A 13,156-nucleotide genomic window follows, 5' to 3' on the forward strand; every position below is an offset into this window, starting at 1 on the left:
GGCGTTTCGCTTTTGCGGCGGGAATGGGGAATGGGGAATAGGGAATGGTCAAAGCAAGGGCCCTTGCCTTCCGCTTTTACGATTCCCTATTCCCCATTCCCGATTCCCGCGCTAGGGATGAACAAACTTCGGCATCTCCCATTCGTAACGGATCGCCAGCAGGCGTGCGGCGAATCCGCCGCCGAGGCAGATCAGCACGGTCGCGTTCTCGGCCACGCCCAGCCGCAACAGCAGCAGATAGGCCACGCCGGTCAGCAGCGCGATCACCGCATACAGCTCGCGCTGGAACACCAACGGAATCTCGTTGCACAGCACGTCGCGCAACACCCCGCCGAAGGCGCCGGTGAGCATGCCGGCGATCACCACGATCGCCGGCGCGTGGCCGGCCTCGCGCGCGATCGCGCAGCCGATCAGGGTGAAGGCGATCAGGCCCAGCGCGTCCAGCCACAGGAAGGCGCGGCGCAGGCGCTGCAGGCGCTTGGCCAGGAAGGTCGCGGCCAGGGCCGCGCCGACGGTGTAGGCCAGATACTCGGGATGGCGCACCCAGCCCAGCGGATAGTGGCCGAGCACGATGTCGCGCAGCGAGCCGCCGCCGAGCGCGGTCACGCAGGCGATGATGACCACGCCGAACAGGTCCATGCGCCGCTTGCCCGCGGCGAGCGCGCCGGTCATGGCTTCGGCGCTGATGGCGATGAGGTAGATCAGGGACAACAACACGGGCGGTTCTCCGGCATAGGACAGGGGAACCGCGGCCGGGAAGCGAAGCGCCGGAGTCCGCGGCCGCCGCGGCGCGGATCGTCGTCGCGCGGGGGCGTGGCGACGGCGTGCGGCGGGCGACGCGCGCGACGGCGGCGCGGACTCGCGTCGCGCGCACGCCTGGGCTGTCTTCGCGACCGAAGCCGCGGTGCCGCTCCCGCTGTCCTTTTACCTGAGAGTTTGCGCGGGCCGCTGCGCGGCCGCTTGCCCCTTCGGTGGGCCGCTGCGCGGCCTCTCTCCAGATCGGCGATGTCGTGGCAGTGTTCCGGCCGGAGGCCGAGCCTGAGCGATTATGGGAGCCTGCGCCTTCGGCGGGCGCGGCCGCAGGGCCGGCGCCACTCTTCTGCAACGGCCGGCATGGTAACACCCCGGCGCGCGAAGCACGGCCGCCTTCGGCGCGTGGCGACGCGACCGGCCGCCTAACGGTCGCGGCTTGTGACCGAAGGAAATCCCTGTGGGACGCCGCTCCCCCCATGGCACGCGGGGATTCATGCGCCTGTAGGAGCGGCGTAAGCCGCGACCGCGATCTCGCAGCGACGACGCGACCGGCCACCCCGCGTCGCGGCTCACGCCGCTCCTACATGAGCCGGTGCGCTTCAGGCGTCGCGCTCGGCCGACAGCGCTTCGACCATCGCCTGCTCCAGCGAACGCTGCGGGTCGGCGCGGATCGCGGCCAGCTCCGACGCCGGCCAGTCGCGGCGCAGGCGGCCGTCGACCAGCAACAGGGCGCGATCGATGAAGCGCTCGGCGACGTCGATCGAATGGGTGGCCAGCAACACCGTGGTGCCGCGCTCGTGGGCGAGCTGTTGCAGATGGCGCTTGAGCGCATAGGCGCTGAGCGGGTCCAGGCCGTTGAGCGGCTCGTCCAGCACCAGCAGCGGCGGCTCGCCGAGCAGGCCGAGCGCGATCGCCAACTTCTGCCGGGTGCCCAGCGAGTACTGGCCGACCCGCCGGTCCAGCATTGGCCCCAGGTTGAGCAACTCGGCCAGGGCCAGGGTCGACGCCGGCACCTCGCCCAGGCCGCGCGTGCCGGCGAACAGGCGCAGGCACTCGCGCCCGCTCAGCAGCGGCGGCAGCCGCGCCGGATCGACCGCGAAACCGAGCAGGCCGCGCGCCGCGACCGGCGCGCGCACCAGGTCGTGGCCGCCGATCCGCACCCGCCCCGCGCTCGGCCGCTGCAGGCCGGCCAGGCAGTGCAGCAGGGTGGTCTTGCCGGAACCGTTCGGCCCGATCAGGGCGGCGAATTCGCCGCGGCGCAGGACCAGGTCGATGCCGTGCAGCACCGCGTGTTCGTCGTAGCGATGCTGCAGTCCGTCCAGTTGCAGCATCGCCTCGTCCGCCGTCGCCGCAGCCGGATCGCGCATCGACGCATCGCCAAGCGTGGAAGGCGGCCGGCTCACGGGACCGCCTGCGCGCCGCGCCGGCGCCAGGCCGGCAGCAAGGGCAGCGCCGTCAGCGCCAGCAAGCCCCACAACAGAGGCAGCGCGCGCCAGTTCAACGAGAGCAGCAGCGCGCCGCCGCCGGCGCAGGCCGCCGCGCAGGCGTAGGCGAAGGCCGGATAGCGCCAGGCGGCGCGCGCCAGCGCATCGGCCGGCCGCGGCGTGGCCGCGAGCAACTCATCGGCCGCGCGCGCCGCGACCGCGCAGGCCTGCGCCACCAGGCTGAACCAGGCCAAGGCCACCGCGATCGCCAGCACGCCGGCGCCGGTCGCCAGACCGGTGCCGCCCGGCATCGCCAGCAGCACCGCGCCGATCATCCAGGCCCGGCCGCCGCGGCGCCAACGCAGCAGAGCTTCGCGCCGCTGCCAGTCGCTGACATGCGGCAGGCGCGCGTCGTCGAGCCAGGCCAGACCGAACAGCGGTTGGCGCGCGCCTTCGCGCAGGCGCCGCGTCGGATGGCGGCGATGGCGCAAACTCGACAGCAGGCCCAGCACGACCCCGGCGGCGACGCTGCCGGCGACGATCAGGCTGGCGCTGCGCCGGACCGCCGCCTCGCCGCCGCAGCCGCGCAGGGCCAGCGCGGCCAGCAAGGCCGCGGCGGCCGCACCGAGTGCGGCCAGTACGATCAGGGTCCAGGTGCCGCGGCGCGGGTCGATCGGCGCCGCCGCCCACCAGCCCAGGCGCAGATGCTCGTCCAGCGCGACCAGCCGGCCGCGCGCGGCGGCATGCCCCAGCGCCAGCGCGATCAGCGCGAACGGCAGAGGCTGTTGTGCGATCAGCCGCGGTACCGCCGCCGCCAGGGCGGCGCCTTGTTCGCCGGACAGGCGCAACAGCCAGGGCGTCGCCAACGCCAGCGCCGCGGCGCGCGCCGCGCGACCGTGCCACCAGACGTCGCCACGCACGGCGTTGAGACGGGCTTCGGCGAACCAGGGGTGCAGCCAGGCGGGCATCGGCGCGGTTTCCGTTCGCGGTCGGCAACACGCGGCCGCAGTTGCAGACTCTAACCGCGCCGGCGCTTCAGCGCTCTCCGGCCTGGCAGCGGCGCAGCAACGCCGGCTCCAGGCCGATCGCATCGGTCCAACGCTCCAGCCCGGCCCAGGCGCGCTCCAGCGCGGCGATCGTGGCCGCCTCGTCGCGGAAATCGCCGCGCACCACCTGGGCGAACAGTTCCGCGGTGCCGTCCGGCCCGCCCAGGTCGATGGCCTCGTCGAACAGGCTGCCCGCGGACACGTAGACATGGCGCTCGGCCAGCCCGATCAGGCAGGCCAGGTGCTCGGCGAAACGGCCGGCGAGCAGGGCCAGCGGCGGGCGGCCATGGCGGTTGCGCAGCTTGCCGATCAGCTCGTACAGCTCGCCGACCACCAGTTCGGCCATGGCCTGGTCGACCGCGGCGTCGTCGGGGTGGGCGGCGAGCGAACGCAGGCTCTCGACCAGGGCACCATGGTCGGGCGCGATCCACAGCGCCCGCGCATGCACGAACTGGCCGTGGCTGATCGGCCAGGACTCGTCGACCTCGCGCGCATAGGCCTCGATCGCGCTGCGCGACATCAGGTTGACCTCGGCCTTGCCGCGGCCGTGCACCCATTCCAGCGATTCGTCGTAGTCCTCGCCGTGGGCCTCGTCGTCGAGCACCGCCCACAGTTCGATGTCGGAGTACGGGCCGTCGCCGTCGCGCGCGGTCGATCCGTACAGCGCGACCGCGAGCAGGCGTTCGCCATGGCGACGGCGCAGGGCGGCGACGATCTCGTCGATCAGGTCGCGGCGTTGTTCGGGAGTGACCGATTGGGGGCCGGCGAACAGGGTCTCGAGTTCGCCGCAAGGCAATAGGTAATTCGTCATCGCGCCTAGATAGCACCGCGAGCGCGCGCGTGGCAATGACGCAATCCGCGCACTGCGATGCACGGCGGAGTATCGATGGACGAAACGCGGCGCGCGGTTACTGCGGCGGCGCGGCGAGTTCGCGCGCGTCCAGGCTGCCGTCGCGGTTGCGGTCCTGCTTGGCGAAGCGTTCGGCCAGGGTGCGCCGGTGCTGTTCGCGGCTCAGCGGCTGGCCGCCGCCGTGCGCGCGCGCCGGCTGTTCGGCGGCGTCGAGCTGGCCGTCGCGGTTGGCGTCCATCGCGTCGAAGGCGTAACTGAGCCAGTCCTGATACTCGAGCAGCGAGATCTTGCCGTCGCCGTCGCCGTCCATGCGCGACAGATAGTCGCCGGTCGAGGCGACCTGGGCCGAGGCCAGGGCGGGAAGGCAGAGCGCGATTGCGAACAGTCGCCGGAACATGCGCCTACGCGTAGCGGGGGAGATGGCGCGAAGCCTGCCGGCTGGACGGCGCCCAGGCAAGCCCCGGCCGGTCGCGGGCGGGCGAACCCCGACGCGGCCGGCCCCCTCGCCGGCCGCGTCGGGACGATCCATCGAGCCGTTATTCCGGCACGCAGCAGAAGATGTAACCGCCGCCGTAGTCGCAGCCCGGCCACGGATTGCAGCCTTCGGCCAGGCGGTTGTCGGCCTGGGCGAAGCTGAAGCCGGTCGACAGGGCGAACAACGCCATCAGGGCGACGGACTTGGCGCGGCGGGTCTTGAACAATTTCATGCTCTCTCCTTGGTCGGTACGTGTGGGATCGAAACCTAGGGAAACGAATGCGGCGACGGCGCGCGCCGGTCTCAGCCGTCGTCGACGCAGCAGCCGTGCCGGTCGCCGCCGAACAGGCAGCCCGCGCGCGCCGCGCAGCCTTCCGCATAGGGGCTATCGGCCTGGGCCGCGCCGAAACCGACCGAGGCGGCGAACAGCGCCGCCAACAACACCTTCTTCAACCGCGAGCTACCGACAGCCTTCATGCGTGCGTTCTCCTGTGCGCAGTGGGCGCGCAGCCGCCGGTCCGTGGCGTGCCGCGCGTTGGCGAGTGGCGTCCTTCCCTGTTCGACGACGGCGTCGCGCCGGCGCACGGAGCGTCGGCACGGCGGCTGGGATTCGAAACGCTGGCGCTGCGCCGGACGCGCAAAGGCCGGCGCGGACCGCTCCGAAGCGGAACGGGCGGCACTTCCCCTGTGCGGCGGACGGCGTTGCCGTCGCGACGAATCCATTCGCGGCGACGCTACACCGCGCCGCGCCGGCGAAACCGGCTCGCCGTCGCGGTATGCCGAACTCGCGCTGCGCATCGCGCGTGCGCCGCCGCACTGACGCAGGGCAAAAAAAAACCCGCGCATCGCTGCGCGGGTTGGTGGCGTCCGCCGGTTGCGCCTGAGCGGGCGCGGTCAGCTGCGAGCCGGCGCCAGCGCGTAACCCTTCATGCGCTCGGAGAACGCCTGCAGCGCATGGATGCCGCTGGCCTCGGCCTCCACGCACCAGGCGTGCAGCTTGGCCAGGGTCGCCTGGGCGTCGTGCGAACGATCGTCGAGCACCTGCGCCAGGCGCTGGCGGAAGTCGGCCAGGGTCGCCATGCGCGGGCGCTCGGCGACCCAGTTCTGCAGGCGCGTGCGGGCGCCGTCGTCGAGCCAGCGGCCGCCGTCGGCCAGGCCCTTGCGCAGGCGCCGCGGCAGCGCGCGCATGCGGTCGCCGGCGTGGCCGGCTTCTTCGCGCAGCGCCGGCAAGGTGACGTTGCGGTAGTAGTCGGTCATGGCCTGGAAGCGGATCGCCAACAGCGCCTTGAGGGTCTCGCCGTCGGGCATGGCGATGTTCGGGCGCACGTCCAGGGTCGGCGCCACCCGCAGCACCTTGGCCAGGCGCAGCGCCTGCAGGCCGCGGATCGCGGTCCAGCCGATGTCGAACTCCCACTTGCGCAGGGCGAACTTGGCCGAACTCGGGAAGGCGTGGTGGTTGTTGTGCAGTTCTTCGCCGCCGATCCAGAAACCCCACGGGGTCAGGTTGGTCGCGGTGTCGGTGGTCTCGAAGTTGCGATAGCCCCACCAGTGGCCGAGGCCGTTGACCACGCCCGCGGCCCAGAACGGGATCCACAGCATCTGCAGCGCCCAGATCGCCACGCCGGCGAAGCCGAACAGGACGAAGCTGATCAGCAGCAGCAGCACCGGGCCCATCGTGGCGTGCGGGGTGTAGAGCTTGCGTTCGATCCAGTCGTCCGGGCAGCCCTTGCCGTACTTCTCGATGTCCTCGCGCTCGCCGCGCGCTTCGCGGTAGAGCTCGACGCCGCGCCACATCACCGTGTCGATGCCCTTGAACTGCGGGCTGTGCGGGTCTTCCTCGGTCTCGCACTTGGCGTGGTGCTTGCGATGGATCGCCGCCCACTCCTTGGTGATCATCGAGGTCGTCAGCCAGGTCCAGAAGCGGAACAGGTGGGCGAGCGCGGGATGGAAATCGACCGAGCGGTGCGCCATCGAACGGTGCAGGTACAGCGTCACCGACATGATGGTGAGCTGGGTCACCACTAGGAAATACGCGACGAGTTCCCAGATGCCGGCCTGGGCCAGGCCGCCGGCAAGGAAGTCGATCAGGGAAGCGGGCATACGGACTCCGGAAAACCACAAACGAAACCGGCCGAAACAGGCCGGTCCTGCGCCGGATGATGCCACCCGGGACCGACCGTTCGCGCCGGTACGGCTCGGCACTGTGATGGGGTCGTTCATTCCAACGCGCAAGCGCGGCCGCAGCGGCAAAACCGCTCAGATTCAGCTGCCGCGCTCAGCTATCGCGCTCAGCTGCCGCGTTCAGGTTTGTGTTCGCCGGCGCCGAACCATCCGCGCGGCGACGGCCGCCGTATTCAGTCGGCGCTGTCCGGGTCGATGCCGCCGCGCGAGCGCGCCAGTTCGCTGCGGGCGAAGGCGCGCAACGCGAGCCGGTCGGGCTTGGCGAACGGCGAACCCTTGCCGCAGTGATCCAGCAACAGGTTCAGGTCCTGCGCCTCGCCCAGGCGCTCGGTCCGATGGCGGTCGAACGCGGGCGCGTCCTCGCCCAACCCCGACGCCTGCAATGCGCGCTGCTGCTGCGACAGCCGGCGCGCGCGCCGGCGCCATTCGTGCCAGTCCTCGTCGCCGCCGCGGCGGGCGCGTTGGCGGGCGCGCTCGACCCGGTGCAGGCTCAACGCCACCGACTCGCGCCATTGTTCGCGCGCCAGCGTCTCCCACGGCAGCGCGCGCAGCGCAGCGCGCAGCACCCGCAGCAGGCTGCGGCGGGCGGCGAGGTCCGGGTCTTCGGCGCGGACCCTGCGCGCGGCCGCCGCCCGCGCCGAGGCCGCGCGCCGTTGGGCGCGCCGCAACAGGGCGCGGTGGGCGTCGTCGCCCGGCGCGCGCAGCAGGCGTTCGAGGGTTTCCACCAGGGCCTGCGCATCGCGCAAGGCCGACAGGTCGCGGTTGGCGTCACGCAGGCCGCGATCGATCCAGGCCGCGCCCGGCCCCAACGCGGCGCCGCCCAGGGCCAGGGTCGCGCGCACCCGGCGCAGGCCCTTGCGGGCCAGATGCACGCCGCGGTGCAGGCGGTTGCCGCGCCAGCCCAGGGCGTCGATGGCCGCCTCGAGCTCGCGCGAGGCGAAGGCGCGCAGGCGTCGGCCCGGCGGACGCCCGGCTTCGGCGTCGGTTGATCCGTCGGCAGCTGGCTCGTCGGTGGCGTTGGCTGGCGCTGTTTTTTTCGACATGCCGCTTCCTTCCGCTAGCGCGGCCGCATCGGCAACGACGCAAGGCCCACGCCGATAGTACGCTTGCGCCATGCCCGAATTGCCCGAAGTCGAAACCACCCGGCGCGGCCTGGCCCCGCACCTGGAGGGCCGCCACGTCGTCACCGCGATCCTGCGCCGGCCGAACCTGCGCTGGCCGATTCCGGCCGACATCGAAACCACCCTGCCCGGCCAACGCATCGACGCGGTGCGCCGACGCGCCAAGTACCTGCTGCTGGATACCCAGGCCGGCAGCGCGCTGCTGCACCTGGGCATGTCCGGCAGCCTGCGGGTATTGCCCGCGGACACGCCGGTGCGCGACCACGACCACGTCGACCTGCTGCTCGACGACGACCGCGTGCTGCGCTTCAACGACCCGCGCCGGTTCGGCTGCCTGCTGTGGCAGGCGCCGGGCCACACCCACGAACTGCTGCAGGGCCTGGGCCCGGAACCGCTGTCGGACGACTTCGACGGCGACTACCTGTTCGAGCTCAGCCGCGGCCGCCGCGCCCCGGTCAAGACCTTCCTGATGGACCAGCGGGTGGTGGTCGGGGTCGGCAACATCTACGCCGCCGAAGCCTTGTTCGCCGCCGGAGTGTCGCCGCTGCGCGCCGCCGGCAAGGTCTCGCGCGAGCGCTACGGCGAGCTGGCCGGCGCGATCAAGACCATCCTCAGCTACGCCATCCAGCGCGGCGGCACCACCTTGCGCGATTTCATCAGCCCCGACGGCGCGCCCGGCTATTTCGAACAGGAACTGGCCGCCTACGGCCGCGGCGGCGAGCCCTGTCCGCGCTGCGGACGGCCGCTCAAGCAGGCCGCGATCGGCCAGCGCACCACGGTCTGGTGCGGGCATTGCCAGCGGTGAAGCCGGGATTGGGGATTGGGGATTGGCAGAATCGCCCATGACGTGGGAACGGGGCAAAAGCGGCCATATCGAGGGTCGATCCCGCAGGGTGCGGGCGGTCGCTACCAAGTAAAACTGAACGCGCTATAGTCTTGCCCCAGTCGAGGGGCGATATGGCCGATAGCGCAGACATCACCATCCTGCTGGATGCGGCCCGCGAGGGCGACCGCAGTGCGCTCGACCGCGTGCTCGCGACCCTTTATCAAGAACTGCACACCATGGCCCGGCGCCAGCTCGCCGGCCAGCACGGCCAGACCCTGGACGCCACCGCGCTGGTGCACGAGGCCTACCTGAAACTGGTCGGCCGGCGCGAGGCCCAGTTCGACGATCGCGCCCACTTCTTCGCCTACGCCGCCTCGGCGATGCGCAGCGTGGTGGTCGACTACGCCCGCCAGCGCCTGGCGCAGAAGCGCGGCGGCGACCTGCACCGGGTCACCGAGCTGCCCGACGACGTCGAAGGCGGCCTGCGCCTGGACGAGGACACCCTGGGCCTGGACACCGCCCTGACCAAGCTCGCCGCGGTCGATCAGCGCCTGGCCCAGGTGGTCGAGCTGCGCTACTTCGCCGGCCTGTCCGAGCTGGAGATCGCCGCTCTGCTGCAGCGTTCCGAGCGCAGCATCCGCCGCGACTGGCAGAAGGCGCGCCTGTTCCTGCTGGCCTCGCTGCAGGACGAGCCCAACCGCTGAACGGATGCCGGCGCCCGGCCCTGGTGCCGCGCGGTGCGCTCGCCCAGTATGGGTAACGCCATGAGCTTCTACGCCGTAGACCGCCGCAGGACCGCCGGCTGACCGCCGCATGGATGCCGAACGCTGGCAGCGCCTGTCCCCGTTGCTCGACGCCCTGCTCGAGCTGGAGCCGGCCGCGCGCGCGGAACGGCTGGCGGAATTGCGCGCCGACGACGCCGGCCTCGCCGCCGAACTGAGCGAGCTGATCGCGCTCGAAGACGATCACCAGGACTTCCTGTCCGAACCCCTGGTGCCGACCCAGCACACCGGCGCCATGCGCCCGGGCACCGAGGTCGGCAGCTACCGCCTGGAAAGCCTGCTCGGCGAAGGCGGCATGGGCCAGGTCTGGCTGGCCTCGCGCGCCGACGGCCTGTACCAGCGCCGGGTCGCGCTGAAGCTGTTGCGTCCGGGCCTGGCCGACACCAACCTGCGCAGCCGCTTCACCCGCGAGCGGCAGATCCTCGCCCGCCTCGCCCATCCGCACATCGCCCGCCTGCTCGACGCCGGCGTGACCCGCGACGGCCTGCCCTACCTGGCGCTGGAATACGTCGAAGGCGAACCGATCACCGATTACTGCCGCAACCAGCGCACCCCGCTCGACAAGCGCCTGCGCATGTTCCAGCAGATCTGCGACGCGGTCAGCCACGCCCACGCCAACCTGATCGTCCACCGCGACCTCAAGCCCTCCAACATCCTGGTGACGCCGGCCGGCGACGTGCGCCTGCTCGACTTCGGCATCGCCAAGCTGATCGACAGCAGCGACGTGCCGCTGCCGGAGCAGACCCGCACCGGCGCGCGCGCTTTCACCCTGCATTACGCCGCGCCCGAACAGGTGCGCGGCGAGCCGGTCACCACCATGACCGACGTGTATTCGTTGGGCGTGGTGCTGTACGAGCTGCTGACCGACGCCAAGCCTTACCGGCTCAAGCGCCAGACCGCGGCCGAATGGGAAGAGGCGATCCTCGCCGCCGACCCGCTGCGCCCCTCGCAGGCGGTGATGCGCCACGTCGACACCACCGACGTCGACCCCGGCGCGCTGCGCCGGCTCGGCCGCCAGCTCGCCGGCGATCTGGACAACATCGTCCTCAAGACCCTGTCCAAGCGTCCCGAGCAGCGTTATCCCTCGGTCGAGGCGCTGTCGCTGGACCTGCAGCGCTTCGAATCCGGCCGGCCGGTGCTGGCGCGCGCGCAGAGCCTGCGCTACCGCTTCAACAAGTACGTCGCCCGCCACCGCTGGGCGCTGGCCACCGCATCCCTGGTCACCGTGGTGCTGGCCGCCGCGCTCGGCATCGTCGCCTGGCAGGCGCGCCAGGCGCTGGGCGAAGCCAGCCGCGCGCAAGCGATGCAGGACTTCATGGTCGGCCTGTTCGAAAGCGCGCGCGGCACTCCGGAAGGCGAGGCGCTGGACCTGCGCGGCCTGCTCGACGCCTCGGTCGCGCGCGGCACCCGCGAACTGGCGCGCCAACCGCGCGCGCGCGCCGAACTGTTCGGAGTGGTCGCGCGCATGCGCACCGGCCTGGGCGACTACAACGAAGCGCGCGCCCTGCTCGACCGCCAGGCCGCGATCATCGGCAGCACCGACGATATTCCCGAAAGCCTGCGCATCGAGTCGCTGACCCAGCGCGGCAAGGTGCTGCGCCTGCTCGGCCTGCCGCGCGACTGCGCCGCGCTGATGCAGCCGGCCCTGGATCAGGCCCGCGGCGAGCAATCACAGCTGCCGTCGCAGGTCAGCGAGTTCTATTCCGAACTGGGCCGCTGCCGCCGCGCCAACGGCGAACGCCAGGGCGCGCGCCAGTTGTTCGAGCGCTCGCTGGCGCTGCGCCGCGAGCAGCTGGAGAACAACGAAATCGCCGAAGTCGAGAACCTGATCGACCTGGCCGGGCTGCAGGCCGACGCGCAGCGCAGCCGCGACGCCCTGTCCGGTTTCGAAACGGCGCGCCGCCGGCTGCAGCAGGCGGTCGGCGACCGCCACCCGCTGCAGGTCGAGATCGGCCGCAACCTGGCCATGCTGCGCAGCGAACTGGGCCAGTTGGACGCCGCCGAACGCGACGCGCGCGAAGCGCTGGAGATCGCCCTGGACGTCAACGGCGCCCAGCACCCCTCGACCCTGGACGTGCGCCGCCAACTCGCCGCCCTGCACCTCGCCCAGGGCCGCTATGTGCTGGCCCAGGCGGAACTGGAACAGATCCGCAACCTGCTGGTCGTGCGCCTGGGCCCGGATCACCTGGATCTGGCCGAAGTGCATCGCCAGCTCGCCCGGGTGGCCTGGGAGCGCGGCGACGAGGGACGCGCGCTGAGCGAACTCGAACGCGCCGCCAGCATCGCCCGCAAGCACGGCGACCGCAGCCGTCTGGCGACGATCCTGTTCGACCACGCCCAGGTGCTGTACGACAGCGGCCGCCCGGTCGAAGCGCGCGCGCTGCTGCAGCAAGTGCGCAACCTGCGCGTGGTGCTGTTCGGCGAAACCCACGGCCAGGTCGGCGACAGCGACCGCCTGCTCGGCGAAGTCGAACTGGCCCTGGGCGAAGGCGAAGCCGGCCGCGCGCGCCTGCAGCGCGCGGTCGACCTGATCCGCCGCCACTACGGCGAACGCGACCCGCACACCCGCCGCGCCGAAATCGAACTCGCCCATGCCCAGGCCGACGCCGGCGACGCCGCCGCCCTGACCCACCTGGATGCGCTGGCCGAACTGCCGACCACCGACGAAGCCCTGCGCGAACTGGGCTGGCGTGCGCAGGCCTACGCGGCGCAGGTGCGCTGCCGCGGCGCGCAACGCAGCGAAGCGCTGGCGAAGTTGGACGGTTTGCTCCGTGCGATCGGGGATGCGCGGGCGGACGGCAGTGCGGTGCGGCGAACGGTGCAGTCGATTCGCGCGGCCTGTTCGGGTTGAATCGGCGAGGCTAGCGAAGCGCCATCAGGCGGCGATCCAACGCGCGCAGATAGTCGTGCCCATAGGCCTGGTTTTCTAGGCCCTCGTACAAAGAGATCGGCAGGTCTTGTTCGATCTGCGCGCAACACGAGCCCGCCGCCAAGGCGATGGTGGCCACCGTATCGACGTCGCCGGTATAGGCGATGCAGGCGCGCAGCAACCCGCTCATCGTGTCCTGGGCAATCAACGCCGCCACCGCCGCATGCACGCTGTCCATGCCTTCGGCGCCCACCTTGCCTTTACGCGGTTCTTGCCACGGGCCGGGCACGTGCTCGGACAGGAATCGCCCAAGGTCTTGCTTCGCTCCCAAAGCGTGAACGAAGTAATGCACGCTCAAAGCGGCGGCCACCGCGGAACCGATCCCGCCCGGGGTGTCGTGGGTCACCCGAGCCTGCACGGCGGCTCGTTCGACCACCTCCTCAAGCGAGCGCAGTACGCCGATCGGCGGCGCGCGCATCGCGGCTCCGCTCTTGGCGCTGTCCGGCCGGATCCGCGCCAGGAAGTCGGCGCCGTCGCGCACCTCGCATAGAAAGGCATGAAAGCCGCTGGCGTAGCCTTCGCGCGGATCTCGCTTGAATGCGTCGACGAATCGCGCGGCCAAGGCCTGCGGCGTCCACGGATCGCCTTCGACCAGGGCCTCGGCGATCGCAAGGCTCATCTGGGTATCGTCGGTGTAACAACCCGGTTCGATCGCATGGCGCGGATGCCGGATGTACGCGACACCGCTGTTTTGCTCGCGCACGATGCGATTGGCGGCGTATTCGAAACCTGCGCCGTAAGCGTCGCCGATGGCCAGTTCTATCAACAT

13 protein-coding genes and 1 riboswitch are annotated in these 13,156 nt (G+C 71.6%); of the genes, 3 read left to right on the forward strand and 10 right to left on the reverse strand.

Features of this window, described 5'->3' with window-relative positions:
- Positions 1–111: 111 nt before the first annotated feature.
- The 9 genes from K4L06_RS05860 to K4L06_RS05900 form a co-directional block, all read right to left on the reverse strand.
- Entirely contained in the window at positions 112–717 is a 606-nt protein-coding gene (locus K4L06_RS05860) for a trimeric intracellular cation channel family protein (RefSeq protein WP_221670511.1), read from the reverse strand.
- Between the two features lie 191 nt (positions 718–908).
- Positions 909–1,008, reverse strand: a riboswitch (glycine riboswitch).
- A 344-nt stretch (positions 1,009–1,352) separates the two neighbouring features.
- Complete coding sequence (locus tag K4L06_RS05865; RefSeq protein ID WP_221670512.1) at positions 1,353–2,120, reverse strand: ABC transporter ATP-binding protein; 768 nt, start codon at positions 2,118–2,120, stop codon at positions 1,353–1,355.
- Between the two features lie 32 nt (positions 2,121–2,152).
- Complete coding sequence (locus K4L06_RS05870; RefSeq protein ID WP_221670513.1) at positions 2,153–3,145, reverse strand: hypothetical protein; 993 nt, start codon at positions 3,143–3,145, stop codon at positions 2,153–2,155.
- A 67-nt stretch (positions 3,146–3,212) separates the two neighbouring features.
- Positions 3,213–4,034, reverse strand: coding sequence for a kanamycin nucleotidyltransferase C-terminal domain-containing protein (locus K4L06_RS05875; RefSeq protein ID WP_221670514.1), 822 nt, complete (start codon positions 4,032–4,034; stop codon positions 3,213–3,215).
- Between the two features lie 97 nt (positions 4,035–4,131).
- Entirely contained in the window at positions 4,132–4,470 is a 339-nt protein-coding gene (locus K4L06_RS05880; protein WP_221670515.1) for a hypothetical protein, read from the reverse strand.
- Positions 4,471–4,609: 139 nt separating this feature from the next.
- Positions 4,610–4,780: a hypothetical protein gene (locus K4L06_RS05885; protein WP_221670516.1), complete on the reverse strand. Its 171-nt coding sequence runs from the start codon at positions 4,778–4,780 to the stop codon at positions 4,610–4,612.
- Positions 4,781–4,851: 71 nt separating this feature from the next.
- Positions 4,852–5,025: a hypothetical protein gene (locus K4L06_RS05890; protein WP_221670517.1), complete on the reverse strand. Its 174-nt coding sequence runs from the start codon at positions 5,023–5,025 to the stop codon at positions 4,852–4,854.
- A 417-nt stretch (positions 5,026–5,442) separates the two neighbouring features.
- Positions 5,443–6,648: a fatty acid desaturase gene (locus tag K4L06_RS05895; protein WP_221670518.1), complete on the reverse strand. Its 1,206-nt coding sequence runs from the start codon at positions 6,646–6,648 to the stop codon at positions 5,443–5,445.
- Between the two features lie 254 nt (positions 6,649–6,902).
- The gene (locus tag K4L06_RS05900; RefSeq protein WP_221670519.1) at positions 6,903–7,772 is read right to left on the reverse strand and encodes a CHAD domain-containing protein; all 870 of its coding nucleotides are present in this window, start codon (positions 7,770–7,772) and stop codon (positions 6,903–6,905) included.
- A gap of 70 nt (positions 7,773–7,842) precedes the next feature.
- Between K4L06_RS05900 and mutM the strand changes: the two genes are divergently transcribed.
- The 3 genes from mutM to K4L06_RS05915 all read left to right on the forward strand — a co-directional run bounded on the left by mutM (position 7,843) and on the right by K4L06_RS05915 (position 12,309).
- Entirely contained in the window at positions 7,843–8,655 is an 813-nt protein-coding gene (mutM, locus tag K4L06_RS05905) for a bifunctional DNA-formamidopyrimidine glycosylase/DNA-(apurinic or apyrimidinic site) lyase (RefSeq protein ID WP_221670520.1), read from the forward strand.
- 152 nt (positions 8,656–8,807) lie between these two features.
- Positions 8,808–9,380: an ECF-type sigma factor gene (locus K4L06_RS05910; RefSeq protein WP_064747984.1), complete on the forward strand. Its 573-nt coding sequence runs from the start codon at positions 8,808–8,810 to the stop codon at positions 9,378–9,380.
- Positions 9,381–9,489: 109 nt separating this feature from the next.
- Positions 9,490–12,309 carry a serine/threonine-protein kinase gene (locus K4L06_RS05915; RefSeq protein ID WP_221670521.1) on the forward strand — a complete coding sequence of 940 codons (2,820 nt, stop codon included), beginning with the start codon at positions 9,490–9,492 and terminating at the stop codon, positions 12,307–12,309.
- Between the two features lie 10 nt (positions 12,310–12,319).
- Here the strand turns inward: K4L06_RS05915 and K4L06_RS05920 are convergent, their stop codons facing one another.
- Positions 12,320–13,156: an ADP-ribosylglycohydrolase family protein gene (locus K4L06_RS05920; protein WP_221670522.1), complete on the reverse strand. Its 837-nt coding sequence runs from the start codon at positions 13,154–13,156 to the stop codon at positions 12,320–12,322.

The sequence above is a fragment of the Lysobacter sp. BMK333-48F3 genome (assembly GCF_019733395.1).
Classification (GTDB): Bacteria; Pseudomonadota; Gammaproteobacteria; order Xanthomonadales; family Xanthomonadaceae; genus Lysobacter.

What these genes read in the sequence shown, in the direction of transcription:
- K4L06_RS05865 (WP_221670512.1), bottom strand. Translation starts at nt 2,120, where the DNA reads ATGCGCGATCCGGCTGCGGCGACGGCGGACGAGGCGATGCTGCAACTG.
- K4L06_RS05870 (WP_221670513.1), bottom strand. Translation starts at nt 3,145, where the DNA reads ATGCCCGCCTGGCTGCACCCCTGGTTCGCCGAAGCCCGTCTCAACGCC.
- K4L06_RS05875 (WP_221670514.1), bottom strand. Translation starts at nt 4,034, where the DNA reads ATGACGAATTACCTATTGCCTTGCGGCGAACTCGAGACCCTGTTCGCC.
- K4L06_RS05880 (WP_221670515.1), bottom strand. Translation starts at nt 4,470, where the DNA reads ATGTTCCGGCGACTGTTCGCAATCGCGCTCTGCCTTCCCGCCCTGGCC.
- K4L06_RS05885 (WP_221670516.1), bottom strand. Translation starts at nt 4,780, where the DNA reads ATGAAATTGTTCAAGACCCGCCGCGCCAAGTCCGTCGCCCTGATGGCG.
- K4L06_RS05890 (WP_221670517.1), bottom strand. Translation starts at nt 5,025, where the DNA reads ATGAAGGCTGTCGGTAGCTCGCGGTTGAAGAAGGTGTTGTTGGCGGCG.
- K4L06_RS05895 (WP_221670518.1), bottom strand. Translation starts at nt 6,648, where the DNA reads ATGCCCGCTTCCCTGATCGACTTCCTTGCCGGCGGCCTGGCCCAGGCC.
- K4L06_RS05900 (WP_221670519.1), bottom strand. Translation starts at nt 7,772, where the DNA reads ATGTCGAAAAAAACAGCGCCAGCCAACGCCACCGACGAGCCAGCTGCC.
- mutM (WP_221670520.1), top strand. Translation starts at nt 7,843, where the DNA reads ATGCCCGAATTGCCCGAAGTCGAAACCACCCGGCGCGGCCTGGCCCCG.
- K4L06_RS05910 (WP_064747984.1), top strand. Translation starts at nt 8,808, where the DNA reads ATGGCCGATAGCGCAGACATCACCATCCTGCTGGATGCGGCCCGCGAG.
- K4L06_RS05915 (WP_221670521.1), top strand. Translation starts at nt 9,490, where the DNA reads ATGGATGCCGAACGCTGGCAGCGCCTGTCCCCGTTGCTCGACGCCCTG.
- K4L06_RS05920 (WP_221670522.1), bottom strand. Translation starts at nt 13,156, where the DNA reads ATGTTGATAGAACTGGCCATCGGCGACGCTTACGGCGCAGGTTTCGAA.